At 33.1% G+C, this 17,684-nt stretch carries 11 protein-coding genes and 1 tRNA gene; 4 read left to right on the top strand and 8 right to left on the bottom strand.

Annotated elements, in window-relative coordinates:
- The first annotated feature begins 14 nt into the window (after positions 1 to 14).
- From metE to secA, 3 genes are all read left to right on the top strand, one after another.
- On the top strand, positions 15 to 2,288 hold the full coding sequence (gene metE, locus AAHJ01_RS00090; RefSeq protein ID WP_342226868.1) for a 5-methyltetrahydropteroyltriglutamate--homocysteine S-methyltransferase: 2,274 nt from the start codon (positions 15 to 17) through the stop codon (positions 2,286 to 2,288).
- 181 nt (positions 2,289 to 2,469) lie between these two features.
- Complete coding sequence (locus AAHJ01_RS00085) at positions 2,470 to 2,694, top strand: DUF2795 domain-containing protein (protein ID WP_342226867.1); 225 nt, start codon at positions 2,470 to 2,472, stop codon at positions 2,692 to 2,694.
- Entirely contained in the window at positions 2,681 to 5,719 is a 3,039-nt protein-coding gene (gene secA, locus AAHJ01_RS00080) for a preprotein translocase subunit SecA (protein ID WP_425286283.1), read from the top strand. The genes AAHJ01_RS00085 and secA overlap by 14 nt, the downstream gene beginning before the upstream one ends.
- 194 nt (positions 5,720 to 5,913) lie before the next feature.
- Here secA and prfB read toward each other — a convergent pair whose 3' ends face one another.
- Positions 5,914 to 6,993 (bottom strand): peptide chain release factor 2, encoded by a 1,080-nt coding sequence (gene prfB / locus AAHJ01_RS00075; protein ID WP_342226865.1) that lies wholly within the window; start codon positions 6,991 to 6,993, stop codon positions 5,914 to 5,916.
- 137 nt (positions 6,994 to 7,130) lie between these two features.
- On the opposite strand from prfB, the gene AAHJ01_RS00070 reads away from it, so the two are divergent.
- The gene (locus AAHJ01_RS00070; RefSeq protein ID WP_342226962.1) at positions 7,131 to 9,737 is read left to right on the top strand and encodes an ATP-dependent Clp protease ATP-binding subunit; all 2,607 of its coding nucleotides are present in this window, start codon (positions 7,131 to 7,133) and stop codon (positions 9,735 to 9,737) included.
- A 2-nt stretch (positions 9,738 to 9,739) separates the two neighbouring features.
- On the opposite strand, the gene thrC is transcribed toward AAHJ01_RS00070, so the two are convergent.
- The 7 genes from thrC to AAHJ01_RS00035 form a co-directional block, all read right to left on the bottom strand.
- A complete protein-coding gene (thrC, locus tag AAHJ01_RS00065) occupies positions 9,740 to 11,053 on the bottom strand; it encodes a threonine synthase (protein WP_342226864.1) in 1,314 nt (437 codons plus the stop codon).
- Positions 11,054 to 11,078: 25 nt separating this feature from the next.
- Positions 11,079 to 12,017, bottom strand: coding sequence for a homoserine kinase (locus AAHJ01_RS00060; RefSeq protein WP_342226863.1), 939 nt, complete (start codon positions 12,015 to 12,017; stop codon positions 11,079 to 11,081).
- 3 nt (positions 12,018 to 12,020) lie between these two features.
- Positions 12,021 to 14,432 (bottom strand): bifunctional aspartate kinase/homoserine dehydrogenase I, encoded by a 2,412-nt coding sequence (thrA, locus tag AAHJ01_RS00055; RefSeq protein ID WP_342226862.1) that lies wholly within the window; start codon positions 14,430 to 14,432, stop codon positions 12,021 to 12,023.
- 1,204 nt (positions 14,433 to 15,636) lie between these two features.
- Positions 15,637 to 15,710, bottom strand: a tRNA-Asp gene (locus AAHJ01_RS00050).
- Positions 15,711 to 16,034 carry a thioredoxin gene (gene trxA / locus AAHJ01_RS00045; protein WP_342226861.1) on the bottom strand — a complete coding sequence of 108 codons (324 nt, stop codon included), beginning with the start codon at positions 16,032 to 16,034 and terminating at the stop codon, positions 15,711 to 15,713. It lies immediately after the preceding tRNA gene.
- A 66-nt stretch (positions 16,035 to 16,100) separates the two neighbouring features.
- The gene (argB, locus tag AAHJ01_RS00040; protein ID WP_342226860.1) at positions 16,101 to 16,874 is read right to left on the bottom strand and encodes an acetylglutamate kinase; all 774 of its coding nucleotides are present in this window, start codon (positions 16,872 to 16,874) and stop codon (positions 16,101 to 16,103) included.
- Positions 16,862 to 17,674, bottom strand: coding sequence for an acetylornithine carbamoyltransferase (locus AAHJ01_RS00035; protein WP_342226859.1), 813 nt, complete (start codon positions 17,672 to 17,674; stop codon positions 16,862 to 16,864). Before AAHJ01_RS00035 ends, argB begins: the two co-directional genes overlap by 13 nt.
- Between the last annotated feature and the right edge of the window lie 10 nt (positions 17,675 to 17,684).

Raw genomic sequence — 17,684 nt, 5'->3', positions numbered from 1 at the left:
AATTGGAGAATTTTATGCTCAAACACAATCTAGGTTATCCTAGAATCGGAATGGATCGTGAGCTAAAGAAAGCTATAGAACAATACTGGGAAGAAACAATCAGAGAGGAACAATTGTTTAAGTCTGCTAAAGAACTTCGTAAACAACATTGGATCCTACAATCAGAGTTAGATGGTGTTCCTTGTAATGATTTTAGTTTTTATGATCATGTTCTAGATATGTCTTTTTTGCTGGGCGCTATACCAGATAGGTATTCTCCTTTAATTTCTTTAATTTCCCCTATCGATCTCTATTTCTCTATGGCACGAGGTTATCAAAAAAACGGTTTTGATGTTCCCGCGATGGAGATGACTAAATGGTTTGATACAAACTATCATTACATCGTGCCTGAGTTCTTACCTAATCAAACGTTTAATTTACATGGTACCAAGATTTTTGAGGAATTTAATGAAGCTAAAGAAATACTTGGTAAAGTACCTAAACCAGTACTCATAGGTCCAGTTTCTTTTCTTTTGCTCGGAAAGGAAAAACTAGAAGGGTTTCATCGTATTGATCTTTTAGAGAGGCTTATTCCTGTATATATAGAAATATTTAAACGTCTTAAAGAACAAGGAGCTGATTGGTTACAATTAGATGAACCATTTTTAGTAATGGATCTCAGTGAGAAAGAAAAACATGCTTTCCTAAAAGCTTATGAACATCTTACTCAAGATTCTTCCGGTATCAAAATTCTTTTAACTACATATTTCGAAGGATTATATGAAAATCGTTCTCTAGCGTTAAAACTTCCAGTATCTGCTCTACACATTGATCTGGTCAGGTGTCCGAATCAACTAGACGGAATTCTTTACTCTTTCCCTAAAGAGCGAATGCTTTCGTTAGGAGTTATTGACGGAAGAAACATTTGGAAAAACAAATATTCTGTTTCCTTAGAACATCTTAAGAAAGCTGCCAATGCTTTAGGAAAAGAACGGTTGATGATTGCCCCGAGTTGTTCTCTTATACACGTTCCTTTTGATTTGAATTTGGAAACTGATATTCATCCCGAAATTAAAGATCGAATGGCTTTTGCCCGTCAAAAGATTCATGAAATCACTGATTTGTGTTGCATTTTTGAAGGAAATACTCTTTTTCTAAAAGAGAATAGTAAATCGCATCAACGCTCTGTTGATTCAACAATTATTCATGATTCAGACGTAAAGAAACGTATGGCCTCTACTAAAGAGCAAGATTTTCATAGAAACAGTACATTTGAATATCGTAGGCCGATTCAACGTGAATGTCTTCAACTCCCATTATTCCCTACTACTACTATAGGATCGTTTCCACAAACTGATGAAATAAGAAAATTTCGAGCGAATTTTAAAAAAGGGAAATTGAGTCTTCAGGATTATGAAAAAGAAATAGAAACATCTATCAAAGATGTCATCCAAAAACAAGAACAAATAGATCTAGATGTTTTAGTACATGGAGAATTCGAACGTAATGATATGGTCGAATATTTCGGTGAGCAACTTAAAGGGTTCCTTTCTACGAAAAATGCCTGGATACAGAGTTATGGAAGTCGTTGCGTAAAACCTCCAGTGATTTATGGAGATGTCAGCCGGACGAAAGATATGACTGTTCTATGGAGTAGTTTTGCTCAAAAACAAACAAAAAAACCTATAAAAGGAATGCTTACTGGTCCTATTACCATTTTACAATGGTCGTTTGTTCGTAATGATCAGCTTCGTTCGGAAACAGCACGACAAATAGCCTGGTCTATTCGTGATGAACTCTTAGCCCTTGAAGGCACAGGTATAGGTATCATACAAATTGATGAACCTGCTCTAAGAGAGGGTTTGCCATTGAAAAAAAATAATTGGAATAAATATCTAGAATGGGCTATTCATGTTTTTAAAATAGCCTCTAGTGGAGTAAAAGATTCCACGCAGATACATACACATATGTGCTATAGCGAGTTTAATGATATCCTAGAATATATTGCAAAAATGGATGCTGATGTCATTACTATAGAAACTTCTCGTTCTCAGATGGAGCTGCTTGAGGCTTTTTCACGTTTCAAATACCCCAATGAAATCGGTCCAGGCGTATACGATGTCCATTCTACTAGGATACCCAGTGTAGAAGAAATAAGTTCTTTGTTATACCAGGCTACTCGGTTATTACCCGCGAAGAACATTTGGGTGAATCCCGATTGCGGATTAAAAACACGTAAATGGCCAGAAACTATACAATCTCTTAAAAATATGGTCGAAGCAGCGAAAAAAGCACGTAGAGAATTTTAACCTAGCTGCAAGAGCATTATGTAGTACACATAAGTCCTCTCCTACTTGCGTAAAATTCGACTATGCTTATTAGGTAATACCCGGAATTTTATTTACAGTTTTTGTAGTCGTCTTGTAATGCATCATGAAAATTTATTTATTAACTATTTATTAACTACTTCTCTGATCAGAAAATTATTTGATGTACTGGACGTTAGAATTAGCCTCATATCTTGAGGATGCTCCTTGGCCAGCGAATAAAGATGAACTTATAGATTATGCCATGCGGAGTGGAGCTCCTTTGGAGGTAATAGAGAATCTTCAACAACTTGAAGATGACGGTGATACTTATGAATCTATAGAAGAAATATGGATAGATTATCCCAATAATGAGGATTTCTTTTTCAATGAAGATGAATTTTCGTGAAAAAATACTAAAAAGTTTCTTCGTAAATAAGAATGAAAGAGATATTCATAACGCTAAACAATTTTTAACAAAAATAAAAAAGTTTGAGTCAACTATTAGTTCACTTTCTCATGATGAACTCCGTAATAAAACTATTTTATTTAAAAAAATCTTAAAAAAAAAGACTAAAAAAATTTATAATAATATTATTTCTTTACATAAACAAGCTGACAAAGAGAAAGATGTTGATGTTAAAGAAAATCTTTATGAAATTATAGATAGCAAAAAAAAAAGATTATATAATCTTGAAGAAAAAATACTTTTAGAAATTTTACCAGAAGCTTTTGCGGTAATTAAAGAAACAGCACGTAGGTTTAAAGAAAATGTAGAAATTCATGTTCAAATTACTCCTTTTGATCAAATTTTATACTATAAAAAAAAATATGTCGTTTTACAAAAAAATATAGCTATTTGGAAACATATTTGGGATGCTAATGGTAAACCTATTGTCTGGGACATGGTACATTATGATACGCAACTGATAGGAGGAGTGATCCTTCATCAAGGAAAAATTGCTGAAATGGCTACAGGAGAAGGTAAAACATTAGTAGCTACTTTGCCTATTTATCTTAATTCTCTGACAGGAAGAGGAATACATATAGTAACAATTAGTGATTATTTAGCTAAAAGAGATGCAGCTTGGATGGCTCCTCTAATGGAATTTCATGGGTTAAGTGTAGATTGCATAAATAATTATTTTCCTAATACATATCTGCGTCGAAAAGCTTATGCTGCTGATATTACTTACGGTACTAGCAATGAATTTGTATTTGATTATTTACGTGATAATATAGCTTGTTCTATAGAAGAAATTGTTCAACGTGAACTTAACTATGCTATAATAGATGAAATAGATTCTGTTTTAATAGATGATGCGAGGACTCCATTAGTTATATCAGGAGCAATTTCTCAAGAAACTTATAATGAATTTAATATACTTAAACCAAAAGTTGAAAACATTATTCAGCAACAACGAATTCAACTGAACAAAACATTTAATGAAGCTAAAAAACTTATTGAATTAGGAGATCCAAAAAATGGAGTATTTAAATTATTGCAAGTATATCGTGGCTTCCCTAAATCTAAGCCTTTAATAAAATTTATCAATGAAGAAAACATTCGTCTATTACTTAAAAATACTGAATATATGCAGGATAAAGATCTGCATAAAATTGATGATAATCTTTATTTTATTATTTCCGAAAAAAATAATACAATAGAACTGACGGATAAAGGAATAAATTTTCTTTCAAATTTTTTTATTGTACGAGATATTATTACTGATATTGTTCAACTTGAATATAAAAAATTACCTAAAAAGAAAGAAAATAAACAAAAAGAAGAACTGTTAAAAGAATTTTTTCTTAAATCAAAACGTCTTCATATGTTTAATCAATTACTTAAAGCTTATACTTTTTTTGAAAAAAATATAGATTATATTGTTTTAGATGGAAGTGTAAAAATTATTGATGAACAAACTGGACGAATTATGGAAGGTCGTCGTTATTCTGATGTATTGCATCAAGCTCTTGAAGCAAAAGAAAACGTTCAAATAGAATCCTCTACACAAACTTTTGCTACTATTACTTTGCAGAATTATTTTAGAATGTATAAAAAATTAGCTGGAATGACTGGTACAGCTGCAACTGAATCTGGAGAATTTGGACAAATTTATAAACTTGATGTAGTAACTATACCTCCACATAAACCAGTCCAACGTAAAGATTATCAAAATCTTGTTTTTAAAACTAAACGAGAAAAATATAATGCTATTATTAATGAAATATTAAAAATTTCTCAAAAAGAAAAACGTCCGATTCTTGTAGGAACTACTTCAATAGAGGTATCAGAATTATTAAGTCGTACTCTGAAGCTTAAAAAAATCCACCATAATGTTTTGAACGCTAAATTACATAAAGAAGAAGCCAATATTATTGCAAAAGCCGGTAATAAAGGAGTAATTACTATAGCTACAAATATGGCTGGAAGAGGAACTGATATTAAACTTTCTCCTGAAGCAAAATCCGCTGGTGGATTAGCTATATTAGGTACCGAATGTCATGATTCTAGAAGAATAGATAAGCAGTTACGTGGACGTTCTGGCCGACAAGGAGATCCAGGAAGTTCTCAATTTTTTATCTCTTTAGAAGATAATTTAATGCGTTTATTTGGATCATATCGTATTGCTAAAGTAATGGATAAATTGGGTCATAAAGAAGGAGATATTATACAACACCCATTGATTACTCGTTCAATTGAGCAAGCACAGAAAAAAATAGAAGAAAAGAATTTTAGTCTTCGAAAGCGTTTACTTGAATATGATGATGTAATCAATAAACAACGTGAAGTAATCTATAGAAAAAGAAAAAATGCCTTATTAGGAGAACGTCTATCTATTGATATCGCAACCATGCTATATTATACTATACAGAATCTTGTTTCAAGCAACAAAGAATTAAATCATTTTGAGCATTTACAATATGAATGGGTTCAGAATTTTGCATCAGAGTCACTGATAAAGTATGAAGATTTTACTTCTATAAAAAAAAAAGAAATTGTAAATAGTCTCTATCATGATGCTCTCAATAGTCTTCAATTGAGACAAGAACATACTGCTGCAATATTTTTTACTATTATTGAAAATATTTATAAGGCACAATATAAACTAATACAAGTCCCTATTACTGATGGTGTTAGGAATATTTATGCAGTTTTAGATATTAAGAAAGCTTATGAAAGTAAAGGAAAAAGTTTCATCCGTGAATGTGAACGTGCAACGGTATTATCTCTTATAGATGAGAAGTGGAAAGAACATCTCAAAGAGATAGATGAACTACGTGATTCTGTACAAAATGCCGTATATGAACAAAAAGACCCCTTACTAATTTATAAAGTGGAAGCTTTCAATCTCTTTCAGAAGACTATGAACGAGATTAATAGAGAAACTATTTCTTTCCTTTTTCAAGCAAATTTTTCTTTACCGTAGTTTTACGATTCATTAACTATGAATAAATGATATAACCCACCTAATGAGTGTTACCGTCGCACCATAATTATGTACCACGTAATATTACTTACCACCCTATGCTAGTACTGCCTTAGCGATATCTTCTTGTACACCTCTGATTAACAGGTTATCTATGGTGCCCCAACCACGAGACCCTCCGCTAACAATAGCGGTCAAGCATTTTTTACCATATAACTTTTCTTTAGTAAATCATTTAATTCCCCATTCATCACCGAATCTACATCTGAAGTTTCGTAACCCGTGCGTAAATCCTTTACAAGTTTATACGGATGCATAATATAATTCCTAATTTGGGATCCCCATTTAATTTTCTTTTTCTTTGTCTCTATTGCTTCTCGTTTAGAGAGACGCTTCTGCATTTCTATTTCAAAAAGCCTAGATTTTAGAAGCTGTAAAGCTTTCTCTTTATTTCTTTGCTGTGAACGTGATTCTGTATTTTCTATTATAAGACCTTGATATCGCAACCGAACTCCTGTTTCTACTTTGTTCACATTCTGTCCTCCTGTTCCACTAGAACGGAAAGTTTCCCAAACAATATCGGAAGATTTTACTTCTATTTCAATAGAATTCTCTATAAGAGGATAAACATAGACCGAGGCAAAAGAAGTATGTCTTTTAGCATTACTGTCAAAAGGAGAAATCCGTACTAGCCGGTGAACGCCGTTTTCTCCTTTTAGGTAACCAAAGGCATATTCCCCTTCAAATTCTAACGTGACTGATTTAATCCCTACTATATCTCCTGGAACATGGTGAATTTTTGTTATTTTGTAGTTGTTTTTTTGTCCCCACATTAAATACATCCTCATAAGCATGTAAGACCAATCGCAACTCTCTGTACCTCCTGCTCCAGAAGAAATTTGTAGTACTGCACTTAAAGGGTCTTCTTTCTCAGAAAGGAGATGTTTATATTCTATATCCGACAGAATTTTTTCGGTTTTTTCTACCTGTTTTTCTATTTCTTTTACATTAGCTTCTCCTTCTTTAAAAAAATCATAAAGTACTTGTAATTCTTCTGCAGCACATTTTGCTTTGAGGTATTTTTTGACTAATTTCTTGTTATATTGGATCTTTTTCAGAACCTGTTGAGCATGTATCGGATCATTCCAAAAGTCATAAGAAGTTGTTTTTTCTTCTTCATTGCTTATTTCCAATTGTTTCTTCTCTATTTCTAGAGAATAATAAAGATCTTTTACTCTATGAACTATCTCTTTTACTTGTTCTTGTATTACCATATAGATATGGAATATCTTTCAGACTTTAAATATACTTAAGAAAAAGTATCCAAGTAAGGCATAAGATATTACGATAATTCTCAGACAAAACAAGAAGATGTAGACATAAAACTCTGTTGAAATCAAAGAAACTGGGAATGAATCCTAATAAATTGACAATAAAGTCACAGGAAGCCTTGCAAAGGGCTCAAACTATAGCCCAAGAACTAAATCAACAATCTATTGAGAACGTGCATCTGTTAAAGGGAATATTAGAAATAGATGAAAATTTTACTAACTTTTTTTTAAAAAAGCTTCAAGTAAATCGTAAATACCTAGAGCAAGAAATCTATCGACTACTTGACAAGTTGCCACGAATAACTGGAAATATTGCGCAACATATGAGTCCAAAAATATTGCAAACACTTAATAAGGCTGAAATCCTTGCTGATCAAACTAAAGATAGTTTTGTTTCTATAGAACATCTTTTATGGGCGATTTTTCAAGCAAATGATTCTGTTTCACAACTATTTAAAAATCAAGGAGTTAAGGAAACAGATATTGAAAAACTTATAGCAGATCTTCGTCATAATAACGGTCCTATTAGTTATAAAACAGTGGATATAACTTATAACGCATTGGAAAAATACTCTAAAAATCTTAATAAATTAGCTCGTGAAGGAAAGCTAGATCCAGTAATTGGTCGTGACGAGGAAATTCGTCGTGTGCTACAAATCCTTTCCCGACGTACAAAAAATAACCCAATACTTATTGGAGAACCAGGAGTAGGAAAAACGGCTATTGCAGAGGGGTTAGTGCATCGTATTATTAATGGAGATATACCAGATAATTTGAAAGATAAACAAATATCATCCTTAGATTTGGGTGCATTAATTGCCGGAGCGAAATATAAAGGAGAATTTGAAGAACGTCTAAAATCTGTGATTAGGGAGGTAACGCAATCTGCAGGTAATATCGTGCTTTTCATAGATGAAATTCATACTCTAGTTGGAGCTGGGGGAGGTGGGGAAGGTGCTATGGATGCTGCTAATATTCTAAAACCAGCCTTAGCTCGTGGTGATTTCCGTGCTATAGGAGCTACGACCTTAAATGAGTATAAGAAATATCTTGAAAAAGATCAGGCCCTAGAACGTAGATTTCAGCATGTTTATGTAGATGAACCGAATACTCAGTCAGCTATTTCTATTCTTCGTGGAATTCTAGAAAGATATGAGTCTCATCATAAGGTCCGTATAAAAGACGAGGCAATCATCGCTGCAGTTGAACTTTCACAACGTTATATAAGTAATCGTTTTCTTCCAGACAAAGCCATAGATTTGATGGATGAATCCGCTGCTAAACTTAGGATGGAGATTAATTCTAAACCTGAATCTCTTGATGTTCTTGATAGGAAAATTACGCATCTTGAGATACAGATAGAGGCCATTAAACGAGAAAACGATGATAAACAAGTTGCTCTTCTTAAGAAAGAATTAAATAAGCTTAATGAAGAACGTAAGGAACTCAACGCACAATGGCAATCTGAAAAAGAACTAGTAGAAGGAATTCAGAAATCTAAGGAAAGTATAGAATACTATAAAATAGCAGCTGAACAAGCGGAACGTTACGGAGACTATGGAAAAGTAGCAGAATTAAGATACGGTAAGATTAAGGAAGAGGAAGAAAGAGTTAAAAATCTAGAAAAAGAACTGATGGAGAAAAGTCCAGAGAAAAAAATAATTCAAGAAGAGGTTACCCGTGAAGAAATAGCTGAAGTAGTTTCTCTATGGACAGGAATACCTGTAACAAGTATGTTGCAGAGTGAAAAAGAAAAACTTTTAAATATGGAAAAAGAGTTACATAAAAGGGTTATTGGGCAACATGCTGCTATAGCATCCGTTTCTAATGCTATACGTCGTTCACGTGCAGGACTTCAGTATGAAAAACGTCCCATAGGATCCTTTCTGTTTTTAGGTCCTACCGGTATAGGTAAGACCGAGCTCGCCAAAGCACTAGCCGAATATCTTTTTAATGATGAAACCAATATGGTTAGGATTGATATGAGTGAATATCAAGAACGACATTCTGTAAGTAGACTTATCGGTACCCCTCCAGGATATATAGGTTATGAAGAAGGCGGGCAACTGACCGAGTCCATCCGACACCGTCCTTATTCTGTTATTCTGCTTGATGAGATAGAAAAAGCTCATCTAGATGTTTTCAACATACTATTGCAGGTGCTAGATGACGGTAGACTCACCGACAATAAGGGACGTACAGTAAATTTACAAAATTCCCTTATAATAATGACCTCTAACATCGGTTCTGAACTAATTCATAACCATTTTGAGCGTATAGGCTACCAATCTGATAGTCAGAGTATAAAAACGGTGAAAGAAGAACTATTAAGTCTACTTAAAAAAGTAGTACGACCTGAATTTATTAACCGAATTGATGAAATTGTGCTTTTTAACCCATTAACTAAGGAAGAAATTTATGCTATTACAAGTATACAGCTAAAAAAACTGACGAAAATTTTGTCTCGTAACAATATTATACTAAATGCTAGCCATGAAGCCATCAAATATATAAGTGAAAAAGGATATGATCCTTATTTTGGAGCACGTCCCTTAAAACGTATCATTCAACATGAAGTATTGAATGAGCTTTCAAAGGAAATACTCGCTGGTAATATCCCTGAAGGAAGTACATTCCGACTAGATTTTTTTCAAGAAAAAGGTATAGTCTTTAGAAAAGATTCCTAAATTTATATTTTCTCAAGAAGATAACTTTTAAAGGTACTATAATCTTTTGATATACGATATATTTTTTTATTTTTTTTCATCATAGTTTTTAACGTATCAGGAATACAAATATGATCACGTAATTTTTTGGGAAACTTGGTTACAAATTTTCCTGGATGAGCTGTTGCTAAAAAAACACCAATAGTAGAAGAATCTCTACCTTTTTTATTGAAGTATTGTTCTAGTCCTAGATAAGCAACGGCACCATGTGGGTCTAGCATATACCCTGTATTTTTCCATATTTTCTGTATACTATCAATTGTTTGATAGTCTGAAAAACTATAAGCTGTCATATACTTTTGTAAATCCTTATAATAAGGATGTAAATGCAATATCCGTCCGAAGTTGCTAGGATCAGCTACGTCCATAGCATTTGAAATAGTAGCTTTTGATTCTCTTGGAGAATATATGCCATTATGCATAAATCTTGGGACTGTGTCATTTATATTGGTAGAGGCAATAAAATGTTCTATAGGTAGTCCCATTTTAGAAGTCATCATTCCGGCACATAAATTTCCAAAATTCCCACTTGGAACAGAAAAAACAATTTTTTTATTGTATTTCCCCCCGATCAATGAACGATAGGCTATGAAATAATAAATCATCTGTGGTAGCCATCTTGCTATATTTATAGAGTTAGCTGAAGTCAGCGTTATTTTTTTTTGCAATTGTTCATCCAGGAAAGCGCTTTTAACAAGACTTTGACAATCGTCAAAATCTCCTTCGACTTCTATCGCACTAACATTTTCTCCTAAAGTAGTTAATTGCAATTCTTGCAATGGACTTACTTTTTTAGAAGGATAAAGAATAAGTACTTTGACATTAGGAACTTTATAGAATCCGTTTGCTACAGCTCCTCCAGTATCTCCGGAAGTAGCTACTAGAACAGTAATCTTTGAAGGGTGGTCTATCTTAAAATAATTTATACAACCCGCCATGAATTTAGCTCCTATATCTTTAAAAGAGAGTGTTGGTCCATGAAAAAGTTCAAGTGCATATATATCTTTTTTTATAGCTTTAATAGGAAATGGAAAACTAAGTGTTTCACGAATTATTTTTTTAATATCTTCTTTTGTAATCGTGTTCGTAACGTACGGATATATCACTTCAAAAGTGAGATCATATAAATTATGCTCTGAAATATTATTAATGAAGTTTTTTGATATTTTTGGAATTTGTTCCGGGAAAAATAATCCTTTATCCGTAGCTAACCCTTTACTAAGAGCCTCTTTAAATTCTACGCGATATTGAGAATTTTTTAGGCTAAAAAACCACATTATTTTCTTAAATTTTTATTTAATATTATGTTATCCATTCCCATTGTACTCCTTGAGAATTAATGGGAGAAACATAGATGGTATAATCTATTCCTAATTTTGCATATATATCATCCATACACTTAGCTACGTATTGGGCTTTTGCTTTACCACAACTTAGCATAAATACTGATGGACCTGAACCAGAAATACTTCCTCCAAGGGCACCTGCTTTTTTACATTCCATTTTAAGCTTGTAAAAAGACGGAATAAGTATAGACCGTACTGGTTCTACAATGACATCTTCCATAGATCGGCTAATAAGTTCATAATTTTCCTGATAAAGCCCTGCTATTAGTGCTCCTACATTACCCCATTGCTTAATAGCATCACTCATTAGTACTTTTTTTTTAAGTATTTCTCTTGCTTCAGAAGTTTTAATTTCTATATGAGGATGAAGTACGGTTGCCCACAAATTTTTTGGGACGTGCAGTTCAATAATATCTAGAGGATGATAACTTCTTACAAGAGTAAATCCACCCATGATAGCTGGCGCTACATTATCAGCATGTGCAATTCCACTGGCGAATCTTTCTCCTTCCATGGCAATCTGGACAAGTTCAGTTGTGGTAAAACGATCTCCGAGTAAAAGGTTAGCTCCCACTGCAGCTCCGGCTGCACTAGCAGCACTAGAACCAATGCCACTTCCAGGTTGGATATTCTTAAATATTTCTACTTCTAACCCATATTTTATGTTAGGAAACTTATTTAACATTGTATAGAGAACTACCCCAACTACATTTTTATCAGGTCGTGTCGAAAGTATGGCTCCATGTATATTAAGAATGCGTACCCCATTCTGGGATGATTTTCTTAAGATAATTTCATCAACAGGTCTTTCTAATGCCATACCAATAACATCGAATCCGCAAGAAACATTAGCAATAGTAGCTGGAGAAAATATTTTTATGGCATTTTTTTGCATGATTTATCTAGACGCCTTTCTTATATCTGATAAAATCCCTGCAGCAGTCACTTCAGCACCAGCACCGGCACCCTTAATAATAAGGGGTTGTTCGTAGTAACGCTGTGTCTTGTAAAGAATAATATTATCATCCCCTTCCAATTGATAAAAAGGATGTTCAGGTCCGATGGATTTCAGTTCCACATAAGCGTAGCCATTTTCATATTTTGCCATAAATCGGAATTTTTTCCCTTTATTTTGAGCTTCGTCACGAAGTCTTACGAAATAGTTTTCATATTGGGATAGTTTTTCATAAAAGGATTCAACGTTATTAGCTTTTACACATTCCTCAGGGAGGAAAGGTTTTTGTATAATTTGGGACAACTCCATTGAGTCTCCACATTCTCTAACTAAAATGAGTATTTTTCTCATTACATCTATGCCACTTAAATCAATGCGAGGATCAGGTTCAGTATATCCTCTTTTCTGTGCTTCTCTAACCGTTTCTGAAAAAGTACGACCTGACTTGAAGTGATTAAAAATAAAATTAATACTACCTGACAAAACAGCCTCTATTAAATGAATTTTATCTCCACTATTCAATAAATCATTCAGAGTACTAATGATAGGTAATCCTGCCCCTACATTTGTTTCGAAAAAAAAAGGTACTTTAAAATATCGTGCTATCTTTTTAAGATTTTTATAATCTTTGTAAGAAGAAGAACACGCGATTTTATTACAAGTAATGACACCAATTCCTTTTACAAATAACTTATCATAAGTTCTCGCTACATCTTGACTATCGGTAGTATCTATAAAAATACTATTATGCATATTCATTAGATGAATTTTTTCAATAAATCTGTGAAGTATCATCCTATTACCATATTCGAGATTTTTTTTACAGTTTTTCACATCGATACCTTGCTCTTCAAAATACATAGTTTTACTATTGCAAAGACCCATCACTTGAATATGAAGTTCTTTTATAAGGGATGTTTTTTGGATGGAAATATGTTCTAAAAGTTTTCGGCCTACTTTTCCTATACCGGCAACAAAAAGATTGATTTGCTTAGGAGGTATTTCAAAAAAAGTGTCATGAAGGACATTTAATGCCTTTTTAAAATCACTGTTCTTTATGACTGCTGACATATTTTTTTTAGTCACATTATATGCTATATACCGTATGTAAATATTGTTTTTGGATAATGTGATAAACATTCTAGCAGAAGTACGATGCATATTTTTTGTATTATCTCCAATAACAGTTATAATAGATAAATCTTGCTCTACTAATACTGGAAATAAATACTTCTTATCAATCTCTTGAGAAAATTCATTGTTTATACTATTTTTTATTTGCATTCCCTCATATTCTTCTATACCCATTATAATGGAATGCTCTGAAGTACTAAAAAAGAGTACATTCATTTTTTCACGAGACAAAACTGTAAATAGACGTTTTAAATAACTCAATATATTAATCATCCCTTTAAGGGTGATCATTGTAAGATTTTTTTTCCCTGAAATTCCTGTAACTGAATGTTTAAAACATGGGGCGTTATTTATTCTTGTGCCTTTTTCTGAGGTCGAAAAAGTATTTTGAACCCAAATAGTAATTTTTTTTTCGATGACTGGGTGTAACGTAGGTGGATAAATAACCTTAGCTCCGAAATGGGAAAGCTCTATAGCTTCTTCATAAAACAGATTTTCAATCGTAAAAGCTTGCAAAACTATCCGTGGATCAGCTGTCATGATACCGCTTACATCAGTCCATATTTCCAATACTTCTGCTTTTAAAGCTGCTGCAATAATAGCAGCGCTATAATCTGATCCTCCACGTCCTAGCGTTGTAACTTCTTTACGAGGAGAAGATGCAATAAATCCTGGGAATATTACATATGGAGCAGATTCTATAGAAAAAAAAGATTGAATATTTTTATAACTCTTTATAATATCTACCTGCGCACAACCATATCGTTCATCAGTAACTATGAGTTCTTGACTATCTTTCCAAATTGTTTGAAACCCGTATTCCTTTATTTTTTCATAAAAAAGATAAGAAGAAATGAGCTCTCCCAAACTCATAATCCTATCAAGGGAACGTTTTGAAAGTTCCATGACATGAAAAATACTGTCACAAAAAATTTCTAAAAAATTCAGACGTTTTTTTATAATCAAATGACTTTGGTAAGGAAACAATGCTCGTATAATGTTCAAATGTTGTATTTCTATTTCTGAAATAAAATCCCTATATTTCTCATTTTTATGAGAGGCAAGTTGACCACATTTGACTAGCATATCAGTGGTGTTTCCGACAGCAGAAACTATTATAGCACAACGATCTTGTAAATTCTTATTTTTTATGATCTCACATACTTGTTCTATAGCATGAGGATTTCCAACAGAAGTTCCACCAAACTTGAGAACTTTCATAACTTATAATTCTTTTACAAGAGCTTCAAGAAAAAGATCCCTGCGTCTATTATGTTTAAACTAGGGGTCCCATTTAGGTCTACCTAGTTCTTGTGTATGGGCTATCTATCAGAATATCTCGACCTTAATGATTTTTTGTCAGATTATATTTTCCTCACCGAATAATACTGCTCTATCTAATCCTAAAGCAATAGGAGCACCATAATAGTTTATAACCTCCACCTATAATCACTAACAAAGGATAGTCTTCCTCTTTAGGAGCTGGATGATAATATCCATTATGCTTTTACGGTTTTAGTGGTAGTGGAGAACAACGGAACCCTAGTCTCTTTAGTTTTTCCAGAAAGTACTTGACTAAAGAATTTATCTACTGATGATTTTAATCTGTAAGACATTTTACCCAGATAAGTTCTTTCGCTCCAATTTGGGTCCGTATTACCCACTCTACTAGTTCATAAAGTTGTTTTCTTGTATAATTGCAATTACAGAGATGGGTTTAGGGAATACGAAGGAAAGGAGTATATCGAAAAGATATACTATGAGTTCTTCAAAAAGAAATCAAATATCTGACCGTACGACGAAAAATATTTCACAGGTAAATTAAGGTTGGCGATATGAACGAAAATCTTCATATAGCAATCTTATATACCTATAAAGGACTGAGGAGACTGAGGAGACTGAGGAGATTGAGGGAACAAATATCCATCCTGGATACGAGAAGCAAAAAGATTAGAGGGGAGCCTTGAGCCTTGGAAAGAGAATAGTCATTTACGCAGGATTTATCGGTATTTCATGCGAATTAAGCACTTCAATGTACCCAGTCGGATTTTTACTTAGATGATCTTTTCCATAAATTAGAACAACAAACTCACGTACTAGTAATGGATTAGAAAAAATAAATTGTGTTATTCCATAACTATCTCTCAAATAAATGAATATTACTGCACCGAGATCTAGAAGACACCCGCTTAAAACGACTTGTTGTCCTATATTTTGTGGTCATCAGTAGAATTAGAAACTTTCTACGTTTTGCATCTATTATAGCACGAGTTCTTCTTGATTATAAGTGTGTGAAGATTGTTTTGAAGCAGACCTTTCCATACTTTTCGAAATACTGTTAGTACTGTAGGAAAAGAGAACCCATGCAGGGTTAAGGGTTAATGATAGTAGTAGTCTTTATTTCACAACTATCAATGACGATTAGCGGTCTGGACGGGACTTGAACCCGCGACCTCGTGCGTGACAGGCACGTATTCTAACCAGCTGAACTACCAGACCCTACTTACAAATTAATTGATCTAATTCCTTAGTTAAAGTATTTTGAGAATTCGCTACAATTTTTCTGCATATTTCTTTTCCATTTTTAAAACATATTACTGTAGGAATACTTTTTATTCCATGTTCATAAACAGTTTTTGTATTCTCATCTACATTGATTTTTATTATTAAAACTTTTCCCTCATACTTTTCTGATATCTCTTCTATGAATGGAGCTAAAGATTTACATGAGTTACACCAAGGAGCCCAGAAATATACTATAGATAGTTTTTTAGAAGCAAGCATCAGGGATGCCAAATTGTTATCTTTTATTTCTTGTATCATACATTTAGGTTTAAATATTCCAATAAATTTATTCCATTTAAGAACATAATACAAGCAATGATAAATTTATAAACATAGAATTGTTTTCTCCTTAGATTTATTCAAATAGTAAGGATGACCTATGTTTACTTGATTCACTCCTTTTTGCAAGGCTTCAAAGGCATTTTCTAATTTAGGAATCATTCCTCCTGTAATGAGATTTTCTTGTTTAAATTTTCTAAAGTCATCAACATTCATTTTTTCGAAAAAAGAATCTTCCTCATTATACTGACGGAGGACACCTTTTTTTTCTAAGCAAAAATGTAAAACTGTTTGATGGGTCTTAGACAAAGAAATAGCTATAAATGAAGCTATAGCATCGGCATTAGTATTTAACAAATTTCCTTTACCATCATGAGTAATAGCACAAAATACAGGGACAAAACCAACTTTCATCATAGTAGAAAGATTATAGATATTAATACTTTTTTCATATAAATCACCTACATATCCATAATCTATACTTTTGACAGGTCTTCGATTAGAACGAATGATATTTCCATCAGCCCCAGAAAGTCCTATAGCATTACAGCCTATTGCTTGTAAACGTGCTACCAAAGTCTTGTTTGTAAGACCAGCATAACTCATCACTACCACATTTATAGTGGGACGATTTGTAATTCGTCGGCCTTCTATTATTTGTGTACGTATCCCCATCTTCTTCGAAAGTAAATTAGCAGATTTTCCTCCTCCATGTACCAAAATTTTAGGACCATTCAATGCATGAAAATTTTCAAGAGAGGTATTTAATAAAGCTTTATCATCAATAATTTTTCCTCCTATTTTAACTATATGCAACATGATAATGCGTTCAATATTCTTTTGAAAATAGCCTTAGAAGCGAATATACGATTTTCAGCCTCTTGAAAAATCAAAGAAATATAGGAATCTAGAACAGCGTCTACCGCTACTACATTGCGTCTAATGGGTAGGCAATGCATAAATTTTGCCTTATTAGTAAGGGACATCTTATCACAAGTAATCATCCATCTAGTGTCATGACATAGAACCTTACCGTAATAGGTATAACTGCTCCAATTTTTTGCATAAATAAAATCTGCATCCTTGAAGGCTTCTTCTTGATTATAAAGAATATTTGTATTTTTAGTAATTTCTTTATCAAGCTCATATCCAATAGGGTGAGTAATTATTAGATCAATATTAGGTAATTTGGAAATCCATTCTATAAAAGAATTAGGCACTGAATGTGGTAAAGCTTTAGGATGAGGGGCCCAACTAAGTACTACTTTTATAGGTTTTCCAGGAACACGACACTCTTCAATAGTCATAGCATCAGCTAAAGATTGCAAGGGGTGACGTGTAGCACTTTCTAAATTAACTATAGGAACGTGAGAATAATTTTCTATATGATTAAAAAGAATTTCTTGATAATCAGAATCTCGATTTTTTAGTCCAGGAAAGGTTCGAACACCTAATATATCGCAATATAAACTCATCACTCCAACGGCTTCTTTTAGATGTTCTTGGGAGTGACGTTCCATAACGGAACCATCATTCATCTCTATTTTCCAAGAATCCTGATCTATATTTAGTGTCCAAGTATCGCAACCTAGGTGAAAAGCAGCTTTTTGACTGCTCAAACGGGTTCTC

This window comes from Candidatus Walczuchella endosymbiont of Icerya purchasi (assembly GCF_964030875.1).
GTDB lineage: Bacteria > Bacteroidota > Bacteroidia > Flavobacteriales > Blattabacteriaceae > Walczuchella.
Note: the sequence above shows the minus strand (reverse complement) of the source record. Positions and strands in the feature narration are given on the sequence as shown.